General features: G+C 46.2%; 19 protein-coding genes. 4 read left to right on the top strand and 15 right to left on the bottom strand.

All coding sequences use genetic code 11. The features are described from left to right. Positions 1 to 119: 119 nt before the first annotated feature. From EDM60_RS18690 to EDM60_RS18675, 4 genes are read right to left on the bottom strand one after another with little or no spacing between them, the layout of a single operon-like run. On the bottom strand, positions 120 to 2,093 hold the full coding sequence (locus tag EDM60_RS18690) for a DNA polymerase (protein WP_122965303.1): 1,974 nt from the start codon (positions 2,091 to 2,093) through the stop codon (positions 120 to 122). 4 nt (positions 2,094 to 2,097) lie between these two features. After that, on the bottom strand, positions 2,098 to 2,913 hold the full coding sequence (locus EDM60_RS18685; RefSeq protein WP_122965302.1) for a DUF2815 family protein: 816 nt from the start codon (positions 2,911 to 2,913) through the stop codon (positions 2,098 to 2,100). Further along, positions 2,906 to 4,102, bottom strand: coding sequence for a DUF2800 domain-containing protein (locus EDM60_RS18680; RefSeq protein WP_122965301.1), 1,197 nt, complete (start codon positions 4,100 to 4,102; stop codon positions 2,906 to 2,908). Before EDM60_RS18680 ends, EDM60_RS18685 begins: the two co-directional genes overlap by 8 nt. Further along, positions 4,099 to 4,608, bottom strand: coding sequence for a hypothetical protein (locus tag EDM60_RS18675; RefSeq protein WP_122965300.1), 510 nt, complete (start codon positions 4,606 to 4,608; stop codon positions 4,099 to 4,101). Before EDM60_RS18675 ends, EDM60_RS18680 begins: the two co-directional genes overlap by 4 nt. A gap of 174 nt (positions 4,609 to 4,782) precedes the next feature. Here EDM60_RS18675 and EDM60_RS18670 point away from each other — a divergent pair, with 174 nt between their 5' ends. Then, positions 4,783 to 5,115, top strand: a complete 333-nt coding sequence (locus EDM60_RS18670; RefSeq protein ID WP_122965299.1) for a hypothetical protein — start codon at positions 4,783 to 4,785, stop codon at positions 5,113 to 5,115. 246 nt (positions 5,116 to 5,361) lie between these two features. Here EDM60_RS18670 and EDM60_RS18665 read toward each other — a convergent pair whose 3' ends face one another. The 6 genes from EDM60_RS18665 to EDM60_RS18640 are packed head-to-tail and all read right to left on the bottom strand — an operon-like array spanning position 5,362 to position 7,317. Continuing rightward, the gene (locus EDM60_RS18665) at positions 5,362 to 5,859 is read right to left on the bottom strand and encodes a hypothetical protein (RefSeq protein ID WP_122965298.1); all 498 of its coding nucleotides are present in this window, start codon (positions 5,857 to 5,859) and stop codon (positions 5,362 to 5,364) included. Continuing rightward, positions 5,856 to 6,161: a DNA-entry nuclease gene (locus tag EDM60_RS18660; RefSeq protein ID WP_233454189.1), complete on the bottom strand. Its 306-nt coding sequence runs from the start codon at positions 6,159 to 6,161 to the stop codon at positions 5,856 to 5,858. The genes EDM60_RS18665 and EDM60_RS18660 overlap by 4 nt, the downstream gene beginning before the upstream one ends. 36 nt (positions 6,162 to 6,197) lie before the next feature. Then, on the bottom strand, positions 6,198 to 6,467 hold the full coding sequence (locus EDM60_RS18655) for a hypothetical protein (protein ID WP_122965297.1): 270 nt from the start codon (positions 6,465 to 6,467) through the stop codon (positions 6,198 to 6,200). Between the two features lie 49 nt (positions 6,468 to 6,516). Then, complete coding sequence (locus EDM60_RS18650) at positions 6,517 to 6,786, bottom strand: group-specific protein (RefSeq protein ID WP_122965485.1); 270 nt, start codon at positions 6,784 to 6,786, stop codon at positions 6,517 to 6,519. Positions 6,787 to 6,812: 26 nt separating this feature from the next. Next, positions 6,813 to 7,130 carry a DNA-entry nuclease gene (locus EDM60_RS18645; protein WP_233454188.1) on the bottom strand — a complete coding sequence of 106 codons (318 nt, stop codon included), beginning with the start codon at positions 7,128 to 7,130 and terminating at the stop codon, positions 6,813 to 6,815. Further along, positions 7,057 to 7,317, bottom strand: a complete 261-nt coding sequence (locus tag EDM60_RS18640) for a helix-turn-helix transcriptional regulator (protein WP_233454187.1) — start codon at positions 7,315 to 7,317, stop codon at positions 7,057 to 7,059. Before EDM60_RS18640 ends, EDM60_RS18645 begins: the two co-directional genes overlap by 74 nt. A gap of 220 nt (positions 7,318 to 7,537) precedes the next feature. Here EDM60_RS18640 and EDM60_RS18635 point away from each other — a divergent pair, with 220 nt between their 5' ends. Next, positions 7,538 to 7,912 (top strand): helix-turn-helix domain-containing protein, encoded by a 375-nt coding sequence (locus EDM60_RS18635; protein ID WP_167470332.1) that lies wholly within the window; start codon positions 7,538 to 7,540, stop codon positions 7,910 to 7,912. Between the two features lie 12 nt (positions 7,913 to 7,924). On the opposite strand, the gene EDM60_RS28740 is transcribed toward EDM60_RS18635, so the two are convergent. From EDM60_RS28740 to EDM60_RS18620, 4 genes are all read right to left on the bottom strand, one after another. After that, on the bottom strand, positions 7,925 to 8,080 hold the full coding sequence (locus tag EDM60_RS28740) for a hypothetical protein (RefSeq protein WP_167470331.1): 156 nt from the start codon (positions 8,078 to 8,080) through the stop codon (positions 7,925 to 7,927). Positions 8,081 to 8,288: 208 nt separating this feature from the next. Beyond that, complete coding sequence (locus tag EDM60_RS18630; protein ID WP_122965293.1) at positions 8,289 to 8,486, bottom strand: hypothetical protein; 198 nt, start codon at positions 8,484 to 8,486, stop codon at positions 8,289 to 8,291. Between the two features lie 25 nt (positions 8,487 to 8,511). Continuing rightward, positions 8,512 to 9,738 carry a helix-turn-helix domain-containing protein gene (locus EDM60_RS18625; RefSeq protein ID WP_122965292.1) on the bottom strand — a complete coding sequence of 409 codons (1,227 nt, stop codon included), beginning with the start codon at positions 9,736 to 9,738 and terminating at the stop codon, positions 8,512 to 8,514. A 321-nt stretch (positions 9,739 to 10,059) separates the two neighbouring features. Next, positions 10,060 to 10,857 (bottom strand): helix-turn-helix domain-containing protein, encoded by a 798-nt coding sequence (locus tag EDM60_RS18620; protein ID WP_167470330.1) that lies wholly within the window; start codon positions 10,855 to 10,857, stop codon positions 10,060 to 10,062. 267 nt (positions 10,858 to 11,124) lie between these two features. Between EDM60_RS18620 and EDM60_RS18615 the strand changes: the two genes are divergently transcribed. After that, a complete protein-coding gene (locus EDM60_RS18615) occupies positions 11,125 to 11,304 on the top strand; it encodes a helix-turn-helix domain-containing protein (protein ID WP_307723382.1) in 180 nt (59 codons plus the stop codon). Between the two features lie 52 nt (positions 11,305 to 11,356). After that, a complete protein-coding gene (locus EDM60_RS18610) occupies positions 11,357 to 12,562 on the top strand; it encodes a site-specific integrase (protein ID WP_122965290.1) in 1,206 nt (401 codons plus the stop codon). 40 nt (positions 12,563 to 12,602) lie between these two features. Here EDM60_RS18610 and glnA read toward each other — a convergent pair whose 3' ends face one another. Beyond that, on the bottom strand, positions 12,603 to 13,937 hold the full coding sequence (gene glnA, locus EDM60_RS18605) for a type I glutamate--ammonia ligase (RefSeq protein WP_122965289.1): 1,335 nt from the start codon (positions 13,935 to 13,937) through the stop codon (positions 12,603 to 12,605). Positions 13,938 to 13,960 lie beyond the last annotated feature (23 nt).

The raw sequence follows: 13,960 nt of genomic DNA, 5'->3' as shown, positions 1-13,960 counted from the left end.
CATTTTCATTAATTTTGGTTGTGTACAAAAAAACGAAGTTGAGTTGAGATATCTGGAGATTCCAGCTATAATTTTTTTTATTTAAAGGCTTGACAGATATTACCGATTATTTTTAGTTCTTAATCCTTCTTATAGTAATTCGTAATGAATCCTTCAGCTTTCAGCGGCAACCCCGGAGCCCAACTGATTGGATGCCCCATGATCGCCGCAACTGCGTCAAGGTCAGCACGCCCCGTAGGTACGTCCAAGACTACCTCATCGTGAATGTGCATTACTGTTTGATAGCCGCTCGCGTCCAGTCGGAAAAGGCTTTCGGCCAAGCAGTCCCTTGCAATCGCCTGTGTTACGTTCTCCACGAGCTTCCCGCCGTACGTCGGCACGACTTCCCACTTACGCGTTTTTTGATTAACCCCGTGGTAGTACAAAGCTTCCTTTCCAAAATCGTTCTGAGATAGAAACGGTCTGGCATAAAACAACTTCCGGCCACTCGGTAACGTAATGATGAGAAAATCCTGTTGGTTGAAAGAGTCAACTTCTCGGGAGAGGATTAACCCACGGACACCAACAGGCTGCCCCGTTCGCATGACGTCAAGCGCAGCGTTTTCCAAGCCATACCACAAGTCCACGATTCGCTTGTTCGACCCTCTCCAGCGCCGAACAATATCTGGCAGCTCCTCTTCGGTAAGTCCCTGGTCTAGTGCTCCCATCGAAATCAACGCCCCAGGACCGCCTTGGTAACCAAGAGCCAACTCAGCAACTTTCCCTTTTTGCCGTAATTCATACTCTGGATTTCCCTTCTTAATTAGTTCGATCGGCACGCCAAACATCTGAGAGGCAGAAGCTTCGTATATTTTGCCGTGTGTATTGAAGACGTCCAATCGCCACTGTTCACCCGATAGCCAGGCAATAACCCTGGCTTCGATTGCAGAGAAGTCAGATACCAGCAGGACATTACCCGTGGTAGGTATGAATGCCGTACGGATCAGCTGAGAAAGTGTGTCCGGCACATTGCCATAGACGAGTTTTAAGGTATCGACCTTTTTGGCTTTCACGCACTCGCGTGCATGTGACAGGGTTTCCAGGTAATTACGCGGAAGATTCTGTACCTGAACCAGTCGACCAGCCCAGCGCCCGGTCCTATTGGCCCCATAAAATTGCAGGAGCCCCCGTATCCGTCCGTCTGCGCATACTGCCTCACGCATAGCCTGGTATTTTTTGACCGAAGTTTTGGAGAGCTCCTGCCGGATCTCCAGCACCCGTTTCGCTCTGCCCTCGTCCATTTTGTCGATCAGTTTGGTGACCGTACCCTTCTGCAGGTTGTCTACTTCCTCCCCGATCTCTTCCGTCAACCAGGCCATGAGCTGCTTGACGCTTTTCGGGTTATCAAGCCCGGACAGCTGGATCGCCTCAGCCGTCAGCTCCGTACTCACTAACTCGTCACAATGAAGAGCGCCGTCAATCATTTGCTGGTCAACCGCAACGCCGCGCGCGTTGATCCTTTGGTCGATCTCCCATAGACGCTGTTCTTGCGCCGGAACTGGGAACGATGACAAGCGCCGTTCAATCTCCATTTCGGTGACAACGTCTTGAATGCAGTAATCCTTGAAAAGCCGCCATTTATCTGGTTCATGGTGCGGGAGTGTCCGCGTGCGTTGGCCGTTTTTTGCTGTAGGCTTGCAGGGTACGCAGAATGTGCGGATCAGTGCATTACCGATGCCCATTTTACGTTTGTCCTCTGGCAGCCCAAGAGCGACAGCTGTGGCAGCCAGACCTGCCGTGTAGCCACAATACAGGCCGTGCAGTTGCGTGCAACGCCACTGTTCCAACGGTGAGTAAAATGCCGTGTTCAGGCAGTACCACTCGAACGGTGCATTGTAAGCGTGCTTGATTACGTTCGGATCAGCCAATGCGTCAACAACGTCCATAGGGATGTACTCACCTTGGGCAACATCAATAATGTTCACTGGGCCTCCATCCCACGAGTATGCGAACAAGAGGATTTGAAAGTCAGGGGACTGCACATATTTGTACAGTCCCGCCTTTTTAATGTTGACGCTTGAAAATGTCTCAATATCGATTGAGAGGTGCCGCATTTCCCTACAGCCCCATTATGCCGCCATTCAACGGCCGTCCAGTGATCGGGTCAAATTGGACGGGGGGAGCTGCTGGCGGTTGTTGACCAAACCCCTGCTGCGCGGGAGGATACGCCTGCGGAGTAGGGTGTCCGTATACTTGTGAAGGAGCTGCGTTGGCCCATCCCTGCGGAGTTTGCACCTGCCATCCGCCTTGCGGTTGCGCTGGAGCCCCGTATCCCTGTTGAGGGTATGCTGGTGGCTGATACGCTGGCACAGTTGGAGCTGAATCTGCCGGGCTTCCGAAATCCGATGCGGCTGAAGCCCCACCTCCGCCAAGAGGCTGACCGTCTTCAAGCTTTTGCACGTTGCCCAGTCCGCAGCCAATCCCCTTTTTCCCTTGGCTGAGGTAACCAAAGAAGCGAACAGATGCACGAGCGTAAATTCCAGAATAGATTTCTGACTGGTTAATGATCGGATTCAAATTAATGTCAACGACATCCGGCTTGCGGTCCGCCTTGGAGGATGCTGTCATTACCCAATGCCCCCGGCATTCCTCTGGAAAAGGAGTTCCGTCAACTTTGACACCATCACCATCATGGATAGGTGTTGCGATGACTGGCGGACGAACGCCGTTCCACTTCGAGCCTACGGCTTCTTGCACCGCCGCGCTGATTGCCGCGTCGATGCGCTGTTTCGTAGCCACATCAGATTTCGGGATCAACAGGGTGACGCTGAATTTTGGCTCGCCTCCACTCAAACCAGCTCGTGGTGTGAACAGGTGAACGTAGCTCAGTCTCACTTTTCCGGTTACAACGCGTTTCGGGTCTTGGTTATTCATTTCTCGATTCCTCCTCAGATTTAAAATCATCAGCTGCGCTTATTCGTTTAATCGCTTCACGTTTATCGCTTATTGGGGCGAGTGTCGGCTTGCCCGCTTCTGCTCTCACCAGTCCCGGCTCTTCGAGCAGCTTTCTGTACTCTGCTTTTCCCAGCACCTTCTCGAGTGCTGCGACAGTCAGTGGCTTTCTCTCGTACAGTAGTGCCTCATCGATACCAGATTCTTTGAGCGCAGCAAACGCCACATCGATATCGGCATACTGTCTGGAGCCTCGTCCTTCGACAGCCTTCCAGCCGGATACTTCTCCGCCTTTGAGCACTTCAGACAGCGCCGCTTCCTTCAACGCGTTGTACCAGCTGACGATCCCTTCAGCTCGCCGGAGCACTTCCCCTACTTCCTGCCAACTTATAAGTGGCGGCTTCATTGGCGCGTACTGCTCAACCGACATGAGCCGATCCACCCGTGCTCGGCATGTATTCCGTGCCCGGCAGAAGCCGCAATGGTCGCCAACAACGTATTCGCCTTCGCCATTAAACGCCTTGGCTGCAATCGGCTTAATGGACTCGCCCCACGCCAGAAGATCAGTCGCGCTGATGGACCACGAAGACGGCTCGTCCCACACTTTGGGCTGTACAATGGAAATATGTACAGTCTCAATCTCGTAGAACATAGAGTACGCCTGCAAAGCACCGAGAGCATAAAGCATCATTTGCGGATTGTTCTCGGCCGAGACAGGTACACCCTGGCCGTTTTTGTAGTCAATGACGTGCATCTGCTTGCCGCCTATGATGATGCAGTCAGACGTGCCAAAAGATTCGGGCACAAAGGCACCAAGGTCTACTTTCTTTTCAACCACCACATAAGGCGGTGAACTGAAAGCGTGAACGATGGACTGAATGTACTCCAAGTAAGCTGTGGTGTGGGTGTCCATATCCGACTCGTACAGAGGGTCCGCCTTAAACTTTTTCATCGCGTTGGCGAACTTTCGCGGCCCCATTGGCTCAACAAATTGCTTTCGCAGTTTCAGCTCCGCAATCTCATGCGCCAGCGTGCCCTTTTTGGCCGCTTCGCTCGTTGTATCGGGCAAGGTCGCTTCGAGTCTGGCGCTCGGCGTGCAGTGCAACCAGCGATGCGCACCGCTGGCGGAAAGTAGCGCGTGCGGGCGTTCTGCATGCGCTATGGTCGTCATATCTTCGCCCCCATAGCTCTCAACTGTGTGGCAATCGCTCCGTAGTGCTCTTTTGGCACGGCCATTAGAGGCGGCCCGCCAAACTGTTGCAGCATTTGAACGACTTCGGCCTGGCGACCAGCGTCAACCAACTGCGTAGCTGCAACTGCGAGCTGATCCATCGTGTAGGCTGGAGCCGATGTTGGCACAGCCCCGGGCTGTGGCGATGCGACAGGAGGCTGAAACGGAGCGGGTGGCACTGCTTGCGAAGCTCCTTGCACCGGAGGTGGGGCTACAGGGATGCCAGGTTGATAAGGCTGCTGAGCAAAAGGAGCAGCATTTTGCGGATGTGCCTCTTGTGTTGGCTGCTGTGCTTGTGGATGTTGTGCTTGCTGTTGCGCACCTACTGGCTCAGCCGAAATGGAGGCAGTAGTTACTGGAACATGCATAAAGTGCGACGCCAGACTGGAAAGCTCTTTAATGGCTTCGGCAGCGTTTTCACCGTGAATTTGAATCTGTACGGACATGTGTGGTCCCTCCTTGTTTTTGGGCCTCCTCGGATGTAAAATGGAGGCAATCAAATTGTGTTTTGTTTCGGACTCAGCGTTGCCGCGCTGGGTCTTTTACTATTTTTGTAGGAATTTCCAACTCTCTGTCGAAATGGATGTTCAGACATACCAAACCAGAAAGGAGAAAATTCAATGAATCCATATATGCTTGTGATTAACGTTGTTCCGATGCCAGAAAATAAAAACTGTGAAGATATTGCCGGTGCAAAAGCTCACGTTTGGGTTATTTCGGCAGATAAGGAAAGCGCCAAACTCCGTGCAATAGACTACGTCAATAAATACCTCTGGAAAGTTATAAATTTTGAGTACGAGCTCGAGATTCATAAAGAGCAGATTCCAACGTTGCATGTAGATGAAGCTCGGTTGTATGAATTGGCTCTTCAACATGGGATTGCTTCTGATTTCCTTGCATATCCGAAGAAACCGGGGAACCCAGATGATCCTGTGATAAAAAGGCAGCTTTGAACCCATTAGCCTCTATCTTTTCTGCCACCGTACCTACGGTGGCTTCTTTTGGCCTATCCATTCTCATTCACCTCCTTCTGTTTAGTCACGAGGCCGCCAGCAGCCCAACCTCTCTGCCAGCCGTACAGCTCCACTGACTGATCCCGATGACCTCGCTATGTATTTGGAGGTTCGAACCTCCGTGCAACTGACAATTTTCAATCAGCTGCACGCAGGGCCGAAGCCCTCAAAACTGTCTGCGCTGTTTCAACTCCCCTTTCTCTGCAAGAAGAGCCTCTTCAACCATTTTTTGCTCTTCGCCTTACTCAGAAGGCCACACTCACGGGCTGTCATTGGTGGTCGTGTCGCAGCTATTTCGATATCCCATCCAGATTTTACTCGGCGATGGAAAGTTCGCTCTTTGATGCCGTTTTGTTCGGCCATTCGCAAGTATTTTTCGGGATATTTACGGCTGCTCTCGTAAGCACGTTTTGCTTGCGCTTTCCGATCTTGTAGCGGCTGTGTCGCTGCTCTTTCTAGCTCCCACCCTAGCCGATTCGCCCGATAGCGAAGCGTGCTGTAACAAATTCCGTGATGCTTCGCTACCTCAACCCAATCCTTGAGTGGATTTTTCTTATGTGGTGGGGTCTTAATCGCTCGATCTTTTGGCCATGCCAGCATGCGAATCCGCACTTCCAAAAGCGCTGGCCTGACTCCGTCCCGGGCTGCCTGTTCATATTCTTCGGGTGTGATATAGAAATTCATTTTTTATCACCTATGCAGGAATCAAGCGCATATTGAGCGTTCCACCGATCAATATAGACCTGATACATCCCTGCTTTCTTTAAATGATCCACTTTTGTTCGCAGGGTGCGTTCCGTCCGGCCAAGCGCAAAGGAAAGCGAACGGGCTGTATCGACTTCGTAGAACTTGCAGAGGTATTCCAGCTCCTCCTCGGTGAATGGAGCACCGTGATTAAAATGAAAATCAGGGTGGTAGTGCATACGGCCGTGAGAATCGTAAGAAATACCATCATCAACAACGGCAACCGCTACAGCTTGCATCATGAGGCTTGTCCTCCCCCCAATAGCTGTGATAAGCTATTAGTACCCTATTTTTTTACGGTCCACCTGTTCGCAGCAGGTGGATTTTTCTTTGCCTGCAAAGCGTCCAAGGATTTGTTCAGCTTGTGTCACCTCTCTGGCTTTCTTAATAGCCAGAACCTTGTCTGCTGTGATTCGCATTTTAAGAGCTACCATGATCATGCCTTGGTGGTCGTATCGTGTGGCCGTTTCTTGCAAGGCTGAGACGATCATAGACAGCTGCTCCTCGTCCACGCCGTCCAGCATTTCCTTTACGTTTGTGTCGAGCATCCCTGCCCACCTCCCCTCTGTCCGATAATTAACACGCATCGATCAGAAATCAATTTTTAGGTTGTTCGTAGAGCCACTTAATTAAAAATTCTCTTGTTTCTCTGGCAGGAAAATACCACTTCCCGCCTACCTTAAATTTTGGGAATCTTGGATCAAAGAAAACTTTATCCTGGATGGTGTTCCAACACATACACGTCCGTTTTTTAAGCTCTGTCGTATCCCAAAATACCTTTTCTGCATCAACTTCTTTCACCAATTCATTGATTCGTTCATGGCACATATTTCGTATTTCCTTTTCATCCAAATCAATGGAGACCAGTTTTTTCATAACGTTCACTTCTTTCTTCAAGCTTTAATTTGACGATCCCACTTGCCACGGTAGTAATCAAAAAGCCCTGCTTTCTTGAGGTAAGCAACCCTGTACTCCAGTGATTTTTCTAGGCGACCAAGGGCCAGTGATAAGGATTTCAGAGAGTCAGCTTCGTAGAATTTACAGAGGTAAGCAGTCTCATCATCGTCAAATGGCTTACCTTGGTTTGGGTGAAAGTCTGGATGATAGAGCATTCTCCCTCGATCGTCATACTGGACGCTATTTTGCTTTCTTAACTCGCCCTTTTTGCTGTTTTTTTTTACACGTTTGTGTGGTGCATACAACATTTTCATCAAAAAAAATTTCCCGTATATCGCGGTTGAAATAGGTGCAAATTCTTAACATCAATTTCCCCCCAGGAACCGCGCCATTCTCTATCGCACTGATCCGATCCCTTGTTGTACCAAGCTCTTTTGCCAATTCTGCTTGAGACAGATCATACTCTGGAAGACTACGCAACGATTTGATGGTATTTTTCATTTTTGCCATTCACCCCCTAGGAGTTGCTTTGGTGCAACAATATGTAGATTTAACATGACACATTGTGTTGTTCATACGTCAAATTGTATGTTTAACAACACAATGTGTCAATAGATTTTTAAAAAACTCCCTTAAAAGAACAAATGATCTCTTCCTATTTCGTCGTGTATATACTACAATTTGTAGTGTCTACACTACAATGACGAGGTGTAAATATCCAATGCAAAACGAACTTGGTAGAACCTTAGAAGCCTTGAGAAAAGAGAATAAGTTCTCTTTGAGAGAGGTTGCTGAGTTAACTGGATTAAACTTCACATACATCCGGGATTTAGAGCTAAATAAGAATCGAAGTACAAAACAACCGGTAAAGCCAACTACGGACACTCTTCAAAAGCTGGCAGCTGCTTATGACTATCCATTAGAAAATCTATTGAAATTAACTGGGCAGCTAGAAGTCGCAAATGCTTTCGAAAAAATCCTCAACGACCCAGATGTAAACGAAAAGAAGAAAGAGGCTGTTCGTATCCTGATGGAAATGGATGACAACGACGAAAGCCTGGATCGTGTAATTGGAATATTAAACGCGTTGAAATAAAAACGACCAATCTCAACGAGGAGATCGGTCGTTTTTTCTTTTATCTGGATTTGCTTGCAAAACGATGTCTTCGATATTTCGGAGGGCTTCACTGTGGTCCTCTTTCAAAAGATTATGTAACACCCCTACAATTTCTGGAGTCCATTTTGTTGACTTGATCGTGATCACACATTTCTCCCCCTTAGATCGAACATAAGTTCTTATGTATTGTATGAGTATCTTGTACATTCCGCAACTGTTTCCAGTTCCATAACAAAAAATAACGACAGGCGTATGTGCCTACCGTTATTTTATAACAATCAAATTCTTTTTTCTGTAAAGTGCAACAACTTTTTTCTCCAAAATTTGTAAGTCGCTTTACATTTCTGGTTAAGATTTACCAACCATCAGGAGGGCCGCCAAGCGGAGAAACCAACCTGTCTGTTGTCCGGGAATCTCCCGTTTGGATCACTTTTGTTTCAGCATGTGGAGCTATCCCCCAACCATCTGGCGGTCCAGCAAGTGATACCTCGTTTGCAGTGAATAGTCCAATTAACAATGCAAGACTCGGGATGAAGATAAGCTTTTTCTTCATGAACAAACCTCCTACAACGTGATACCTATATTCTAACTGACAATAATGCTCTTTCTAGGACAAAATTTTTCGTAAGCACCAATTCGTCTTTCAAATGGCTTTTCTCAAGCTCCTGCAAAATACTATCAACTTCTCTTGTTACATACTCTCCGGTCTCAACAGCCTTTAGCATTACTTTGTTACGGCGTAATAGCATGTCTTCATCAGCGAAATGACGCCAGTTACTCTTTTTTGCAAGGCGGAGAATGTTTTCGCATTCCTTGATTTTTACTCGGGCACTTCCGAGATTACCTAATCTGATTTCCATCATAATGATATCGTTGAGGGAGTGTGTTCTCTCTGAGTCATTCTTTCCGAGTCGTTTAAAAGCAGCTTCCCAATACACTTGTGCATCTTCGTATCTTCCTGTCATGTAGTAGAGGCGTGCAAGACCTGCATGGATAAATTTGAGGAAATCACTCGTCGGCTCCAGAATCTCTAAACACTTTAGCTCGCATTCTAACGCTTCATCGTAATTGAACTTTTGCAAGCAGATCATTGCATGCTTATGGTAGATAAGGTGAGTATGCTTATAAACCTCTCCATTCATCACTTCGATGGCTTTAGACATTTTCTTATAAGCCTTGTGTTCATTACCTGTGTAGTAATATGCATTTGCTTGGTGTCCTAGCATATAAGATAGTTTTTTATTGTCCAGATAAACCTTGTCTTTAATCGCTTCGGTAATAGTAATAAATGCTTCGTAGTTCTTGGTTGAGCCAGATATTGCATAAAGCTCATCTGTCAGTTCAATAAAAAGATCGGGGTCTGGGTCAAGATTCGCGGCTATTCTGATTAACCAGCTGCTTTTCTTCGGGTTAACCTTTTTCTTAATCTTCATGTCCCACATCACAATTTGAAACATAGCGGGAAACATAGTTTCAAAATCATCCGTCTTCAATGCCCCACGAATAACCTTCTTCATGATCTGTTTAGCGACTGAATAATCAGCCTCTGCTACGAAATTTGCAAGAGTTATTAACTCTCGTTTGTCCTCTTGAATAGCAGCATATGCCTTGACGATCTCAACAGATTCAAATAGTCGAAACACATGCTCTACGAACCTAACCTTTGGAACGTTCTGTCCTCTCTCGGTATTTGCAATAGTTTGACGAGAAACATCCAATGCTTCTGCTAAATCTTCCTGGCTCCACTTCTTTGCGTGCCGTAAATCGCGCAATTGTTCTCCGAAATATTTTCTTTTATTTGGCATTTGTTACTTCTCTCCTTTGAGAAGCAAAAGCCTTACACCAATCACGATGGCAGGTTATATCTAATGCTCCTATTCGTGCCACTTGTTGAATGCTGCACAAAGCTGTAAAATATTGTTTATGTCGACGGAAAGTGGCTCCGGCCCGCCACCAAGGGTGAGTCTTGGTGGTAAAGAGTGTAAACAGGTGCAACTGTCTACACCCCGTTGGCTTTTTGCTTTAACCAGTTATTAGTTCACTTGTTAACAAAAGTAAATTTAACCCAAATAGTATAACATTTTCCTTAACAAAAAATTATAGTATCGGCAAAATTTTTTATATAGTCACGTCCACATCGCAGCATATTCCTCGACCCTTTTCTCTTCGATCCGCTTCATCGTTCCGTAGAAACATTTCAAGAATCGATCTAGTCCCCATTCGCGTTTATCCCTTTTGTACTCGTTCTTGGTGTACTCCCAGGCATCGGAAGCAATTGGCAACACGTTTTCGTTGCGAGTCCATCCGGTCACCCGCTTAAACATCACCACCTTGCTCCAGAACTGTTTAATTACTCTTCCACATGAAAATCCTTGCTGGATCAGCTTAGCGAATTCTTTCGGGATGTAAGAAGGAACTACTGAGCTGTCTTTCGTGAGGTGCGTTCCGTTTACGTTATTTTTCTTAGTTTCTTTTGGTCTTTTTGGAGTATTAAAAAACCCTGTATTAGTTTCCTGTTGGGGAGCCTCAACCTTTGATTTTTCAGGTGTTTTAGGCTTGTCCAACCCCATCACCTCAACCCCGTCATTCAAAGGTAAAAAATAGTAAATGTTTGCTCCTTGGAGTCCCGTTTTTCTGCTGGTTGCAACCCGTTTTAATATCCCTACCTGGTCCAACTTCCTAATCGCCCTTTCAACACTTGACCGGCTTACTTTCGTTAAAGTCATTATTGTTTCAATTTTTAAATAAGCTACGCCGTATACCTTCTTGGATCGCATTCGGATGATATCTAGAACACGCAGGACCGATGGCGTTAACCTCTCTTTGATTTGTTTCAACTGAGTATTTATTGCACTCACAAGATTCTCCTTAGACGTGAAGTAACTATATTTCTTCATGAACTCCAGCGTGACTAAATCAAACACTTTAATCCCCCCATATATCACTTTGGTGATATTTAAAATCACTTTCATGTACACATATTATTTCAAAAAACTCAGTCAGTCAATGAAAAAGATCACTTTAGTGATTTTTAGTATCGAAAAAACACTAACAAGTACATGTTTGTGTACATTTACAATGCGTTTGTGTTCTTTTTGTTTGCATAAACATACTTTTGTTTATATAATTGCAAGTAAAAGAGGCAGAAAGGGGTGATAGACTTGGGATTTTCGTACAATCGACTTTGGAAAATGCTGATTGATAAAGGTGTAAAGAAAAAAGACCTGAGAGAACAACTTGGACTTCACTCGACTACAGTGGCAAAAATGGGCAGAGATGAGTACGTAGGGATGGAGATATTGGATAGGTTGTGCAATCACTTAAACTGCCGCATTGAAGACATAATTGAACACCTACCAGACAAAAAATAAAACGCACCCAATGGGATGCGCTTTTTTGAATCCGATTACAGGAGTTGATTACATGGCAAGCTTCAGAAAGAGAGGAAAAAAATGGGAGTTCCGTTTGAAATACCATGATCCTTTCACTCAGGAGTACAAAGAAAAAACAAAAGGCGGTTTCGCAACTAAGAAAGAAGCACAAATCGCGGCCGCTGAATTTGAAAACAACTTACTGGAGGGGTACGAGCAAAAAGATATACCCCTCCAAGACTTTCTCATGATTTGGTTAGACGAATACAAAAAAGACACAGTGCGAAAAAACACCTTTCAGTTGCACAGCAGGAATATTACAAATCATATTGTTCCGTATTTCAAAAAAATCATGCTGCGAGACTTAAAGCCAATAATGTATCAAAAATTTATTAATCACCTTGCAGAAAATGACTACAGTAAGCGAACGATTGAATTGATCCACACAACACTAAACAATGCAATGGAAAAAGCCTTGACTTTGAGTAAGATCGACAAGAACCCCTGCAGCGGTGTTACCATAAAGGGACGCGAGGAAAATAAAGCTGGTATAAAATTCATGGAAACAAGTGACATTCCTCGTTTTTTACAGGCAACCCTCCGATACGATTACATCTACTGGATATTCTTCAAAGTATTAATTGAGACAGGTATGCGAAAAGGTGAAGCTGCTGCTTTACAGTGGACAGACATAGACTTCAAGAATATGACGATTAGCATTGATAAGACTCTCGACTTCGGGGCAAAAAACAAAAGCGAGCTTTTTGGTGATACGAAGACATTTAACTCGAATAGAACTATTAAAATCAGTCAATCACTGGTCAATGACCTCAAGCATCACTTATCCTACCAGAACCAAAACAAATTAGGATTCGGGGAGCTCTACCATCATGAACTAAATCTAGTATTGTGCAGAAAAGATGGAAACTTCATGCCAAAATCCTCTTTGTTTAACGCCTTTTCACGAACGCTAAAAAAATTGAACATTAACCCCATGCCTATCCACTCATTAAGACATACACACGCAGTATTGCTCATGGAAACTGGTGCAGATATGAAATACATCCAAGAACGTCTAGGTCATGGCAGTATCCAAATTACTTCCGACGTCTACGCCCACATCTCTAAGAAAATCGAATTAGATAACATGGACAAGTTTGAAAGCTACATGGAAAGTGTGTACTCAGAAAAAAACAGTGGGCAAATCGTGGGCAAATACATTAAAACACTGCAAAAATCAAATTTGCCCACCAAATAAAAAGAGCCCCTACGCTTACAGGCGCAAGGGCTCAACTCAATTAATAAGCAGCCATGTACTGCTCGCGCTCCCAGTCGTGAACGCGTGTGCGGAACATGTCCCACTCGATTTCTTTTGCTTCGATGAAGTGCATCAGTGCATGCTCGCCCAGCGCTTCGCAGATCACTGGATCGGCTTTCAGGCACTCGATTGCTTCTTTCAATGTTGCTGGCAAGTTTTCGATGCCGTTTGCTTCGCGATCTTGCTCAGTCATCACGTAGATGTTGCGATCGATGGCTGGCGGCACAGTCACTTTGTTTTTGATACCATCCAAGCCTGCTTTCAGCATGACAGCCAAAGCGAGGTATGGGTTTGTTGCCGGGTCTGGGCTGCGCACTTCGATGCGAGTTCCCATGCCGCGGGAGGCAGGGATACGGATCAAAGGAGAGCGGTTCTTCGCGGACCATGCCACGTAGCAAGGCGCTTCATAGCCAGGCACCAGACGTTTGTAGGAGTTCACCAACGGGTTGGTGATCGCTGTGAAACCGCGAGCATGCTGCAAAATACCTGCGAGGTAATGCTTCGCTGTTTGGCTCAAGCCCATTTCGTCTGTCTCGTCATAAAAAGCATTTTCATTGCCACGGAACAAGGATTGGTTCGCGTGCATACCGGAACCCGCTACGCCGTACAGCGGTTTTGGCATGAATGTCGCATGCAAGCCGTGTTTTTGCGCAATCGTTTTGACAACCAGCTTGAACGTCAAGATTTGGTCAGCTGCTTGCAAAGCATTTGCGTATTTGAAGTCGATCTCGTGTTGGCCTGGAGCCACTTCGTGGTGAGAAGCTTCGATTTCAAAGCCCATTTTTTCCAGCGTCAAAACGATATCGCGACGGCAGTTTTCGCCGAGGTCGAGTGGAGCAAAGTCAAAATAGCCACCCTGATCGTTCAGGTCAAGCGTAGGTTCGCCTTTGTCGTTGAGCTTGAACAGGAAGAACTCAGGTTCTGGTCCCACGTTAAACGCGGAGAAGCCCATTTCTTCTGCTTCTTTCAGCGCGCGTTTCAAAATGTAGCGAGGGTCACCCTCGAATGGAGAGCCATCTGGCATATAGATGTCACAGATCAGACGTGCAACTTTCCCATGCTCGTTACCCCACGGGAATACAACCCAAGTATCCAAATCCGGTACCAGGTACATATCCGATTCCTCAATACGAACAAAACCTTCGATAGAAGAACCGTCAAACATCATTTTGTTGTCCAATGCTTTCGGCAGTTGGGAAGAAGGAATCTCCACGTTTTTGATAATCCCCAGCAGGTCGGTAAACTGCAGACGGATGTATCTCACGTCCTCTTCTTGGGCCAATCGCATAATGTCTTCTCTTGTGTACTTGCTCACATTTCTCTCCTCCTGTCTCTCTC

This window comes from Brevibacillus parabrevis (assembly GCF_003710905.1).
Taxonomy (GTDB): Bacteria; Bacillota; Bacilli; order Brevibacillales; family Brevibacillaceae; genus Brevibacillus; species Brevibacillus parabrevis.
Note: the sequence above shows the minus strand (reverse complement) of the source record. Positions and strands in the feature narration are given on the sequence as shown.

Coding starts and splice junctions, on each gene's coding strand:
- EDM60_RS18690 (WP_122965303.1), bottom strand. CDS start 2,093: ATGCGGCACCTCTCAATCGATATTGAGACATTTTCAAGCGTCAACATT.
- EDM60_RS18685 (WP_122965302.1), bottom strand. CDS start 2,913: ATGAATAACCAAGACCCGAAACGCGTTGTAACCGGAAAAGTGAGACTG.
- EDM60_RS18680 (WP_122965301.1), bottom strand. CDS start 4,102: ATGACGACCATAGCGCATGCAGAACGCCCGCACGCGCTACTTTCCGCC.
- EDM60_RS18675 (WP_122965300.1), bottom strand. CDS start 4,608: ATGTCCGTACAGATTCAAATTCACGGTGAAAACGCTGCCGAAGCCATT.
- EDM60_RS18670 (WP_122965299.1), top strand. CDS start 4,783: ATGAATCCATATATGCTTGTGATTAACGTTGTTCCGATGCCAGAAAAT.
- EDM60_RS18665 (WP_122965298.1), bottom strand. CDS start 5,859: ATGAATTTCTATATCACACCCGAAGAATATGAACAGGCAGCCCGGGAC.
- EDM60_RS18660 (WP_233454189.1), bottom strand. CDS start 6,161: ATGATGCAAGCTGTAGCGGTTGCCGTTGTTGATGATGGTATTTCTTAC.
- EDM60_RS18655 (WP_122965297.1), bottom strand. CDS start 6,467: ATGCTCGACACAAACGTAAAGGAAATGCTGGACGGCGTGGACGAGGAG.
- EDM60_RS18645 (WP_233454188.1), bottom strand. CDS start 7,130: ATGAAAATGTTGTATGCACCACACAAACGTGTAAAAAAAAACAGCAAA.
- EDM60_RS18640 (WP_233454187.1), bottom strand. CDS start 7,317: ATGAAAAATACCATCAAATCGTTGCGTAGTCTTCCAGAGTATGATCTG.
- EDM60_RS18635 (WP_167470332.1), top strand. CDS start 7,538: ATGCAAAACGAACTTGGTAGAACCTTAGAAGCCTTGAGAAAAGAGAAT.
- EDM60_RS18630 (WP_122965293.1), bottom strand. CDS start 8,486: ATGAAGAAAAAGCTTATCTTCATCCCGAGTCTTGCATTGTTAATTGGA.
- EDM60_RS18625 (WP_122965292.1), bottom strand. CDS start 9,738: ATGCCAAATAAAAGAAAATATTTCGGAGAACAATTGCGCGATTTACGG.
- EDM60_RS18615 (WP_307723382.1), top strand. CDS start 11,125: ATGCTGATTGATAAAGGTGTAAAGAAAAAAGACCTGAGAGAACAACTT.
- EDM60_RS18610 (WP_122965290.1), top strand. CDS start 11,357: ATGGCAAGCTTCAGAAAGAGAGGAAAAAAATGGGAGTTCCGTTTGAAA.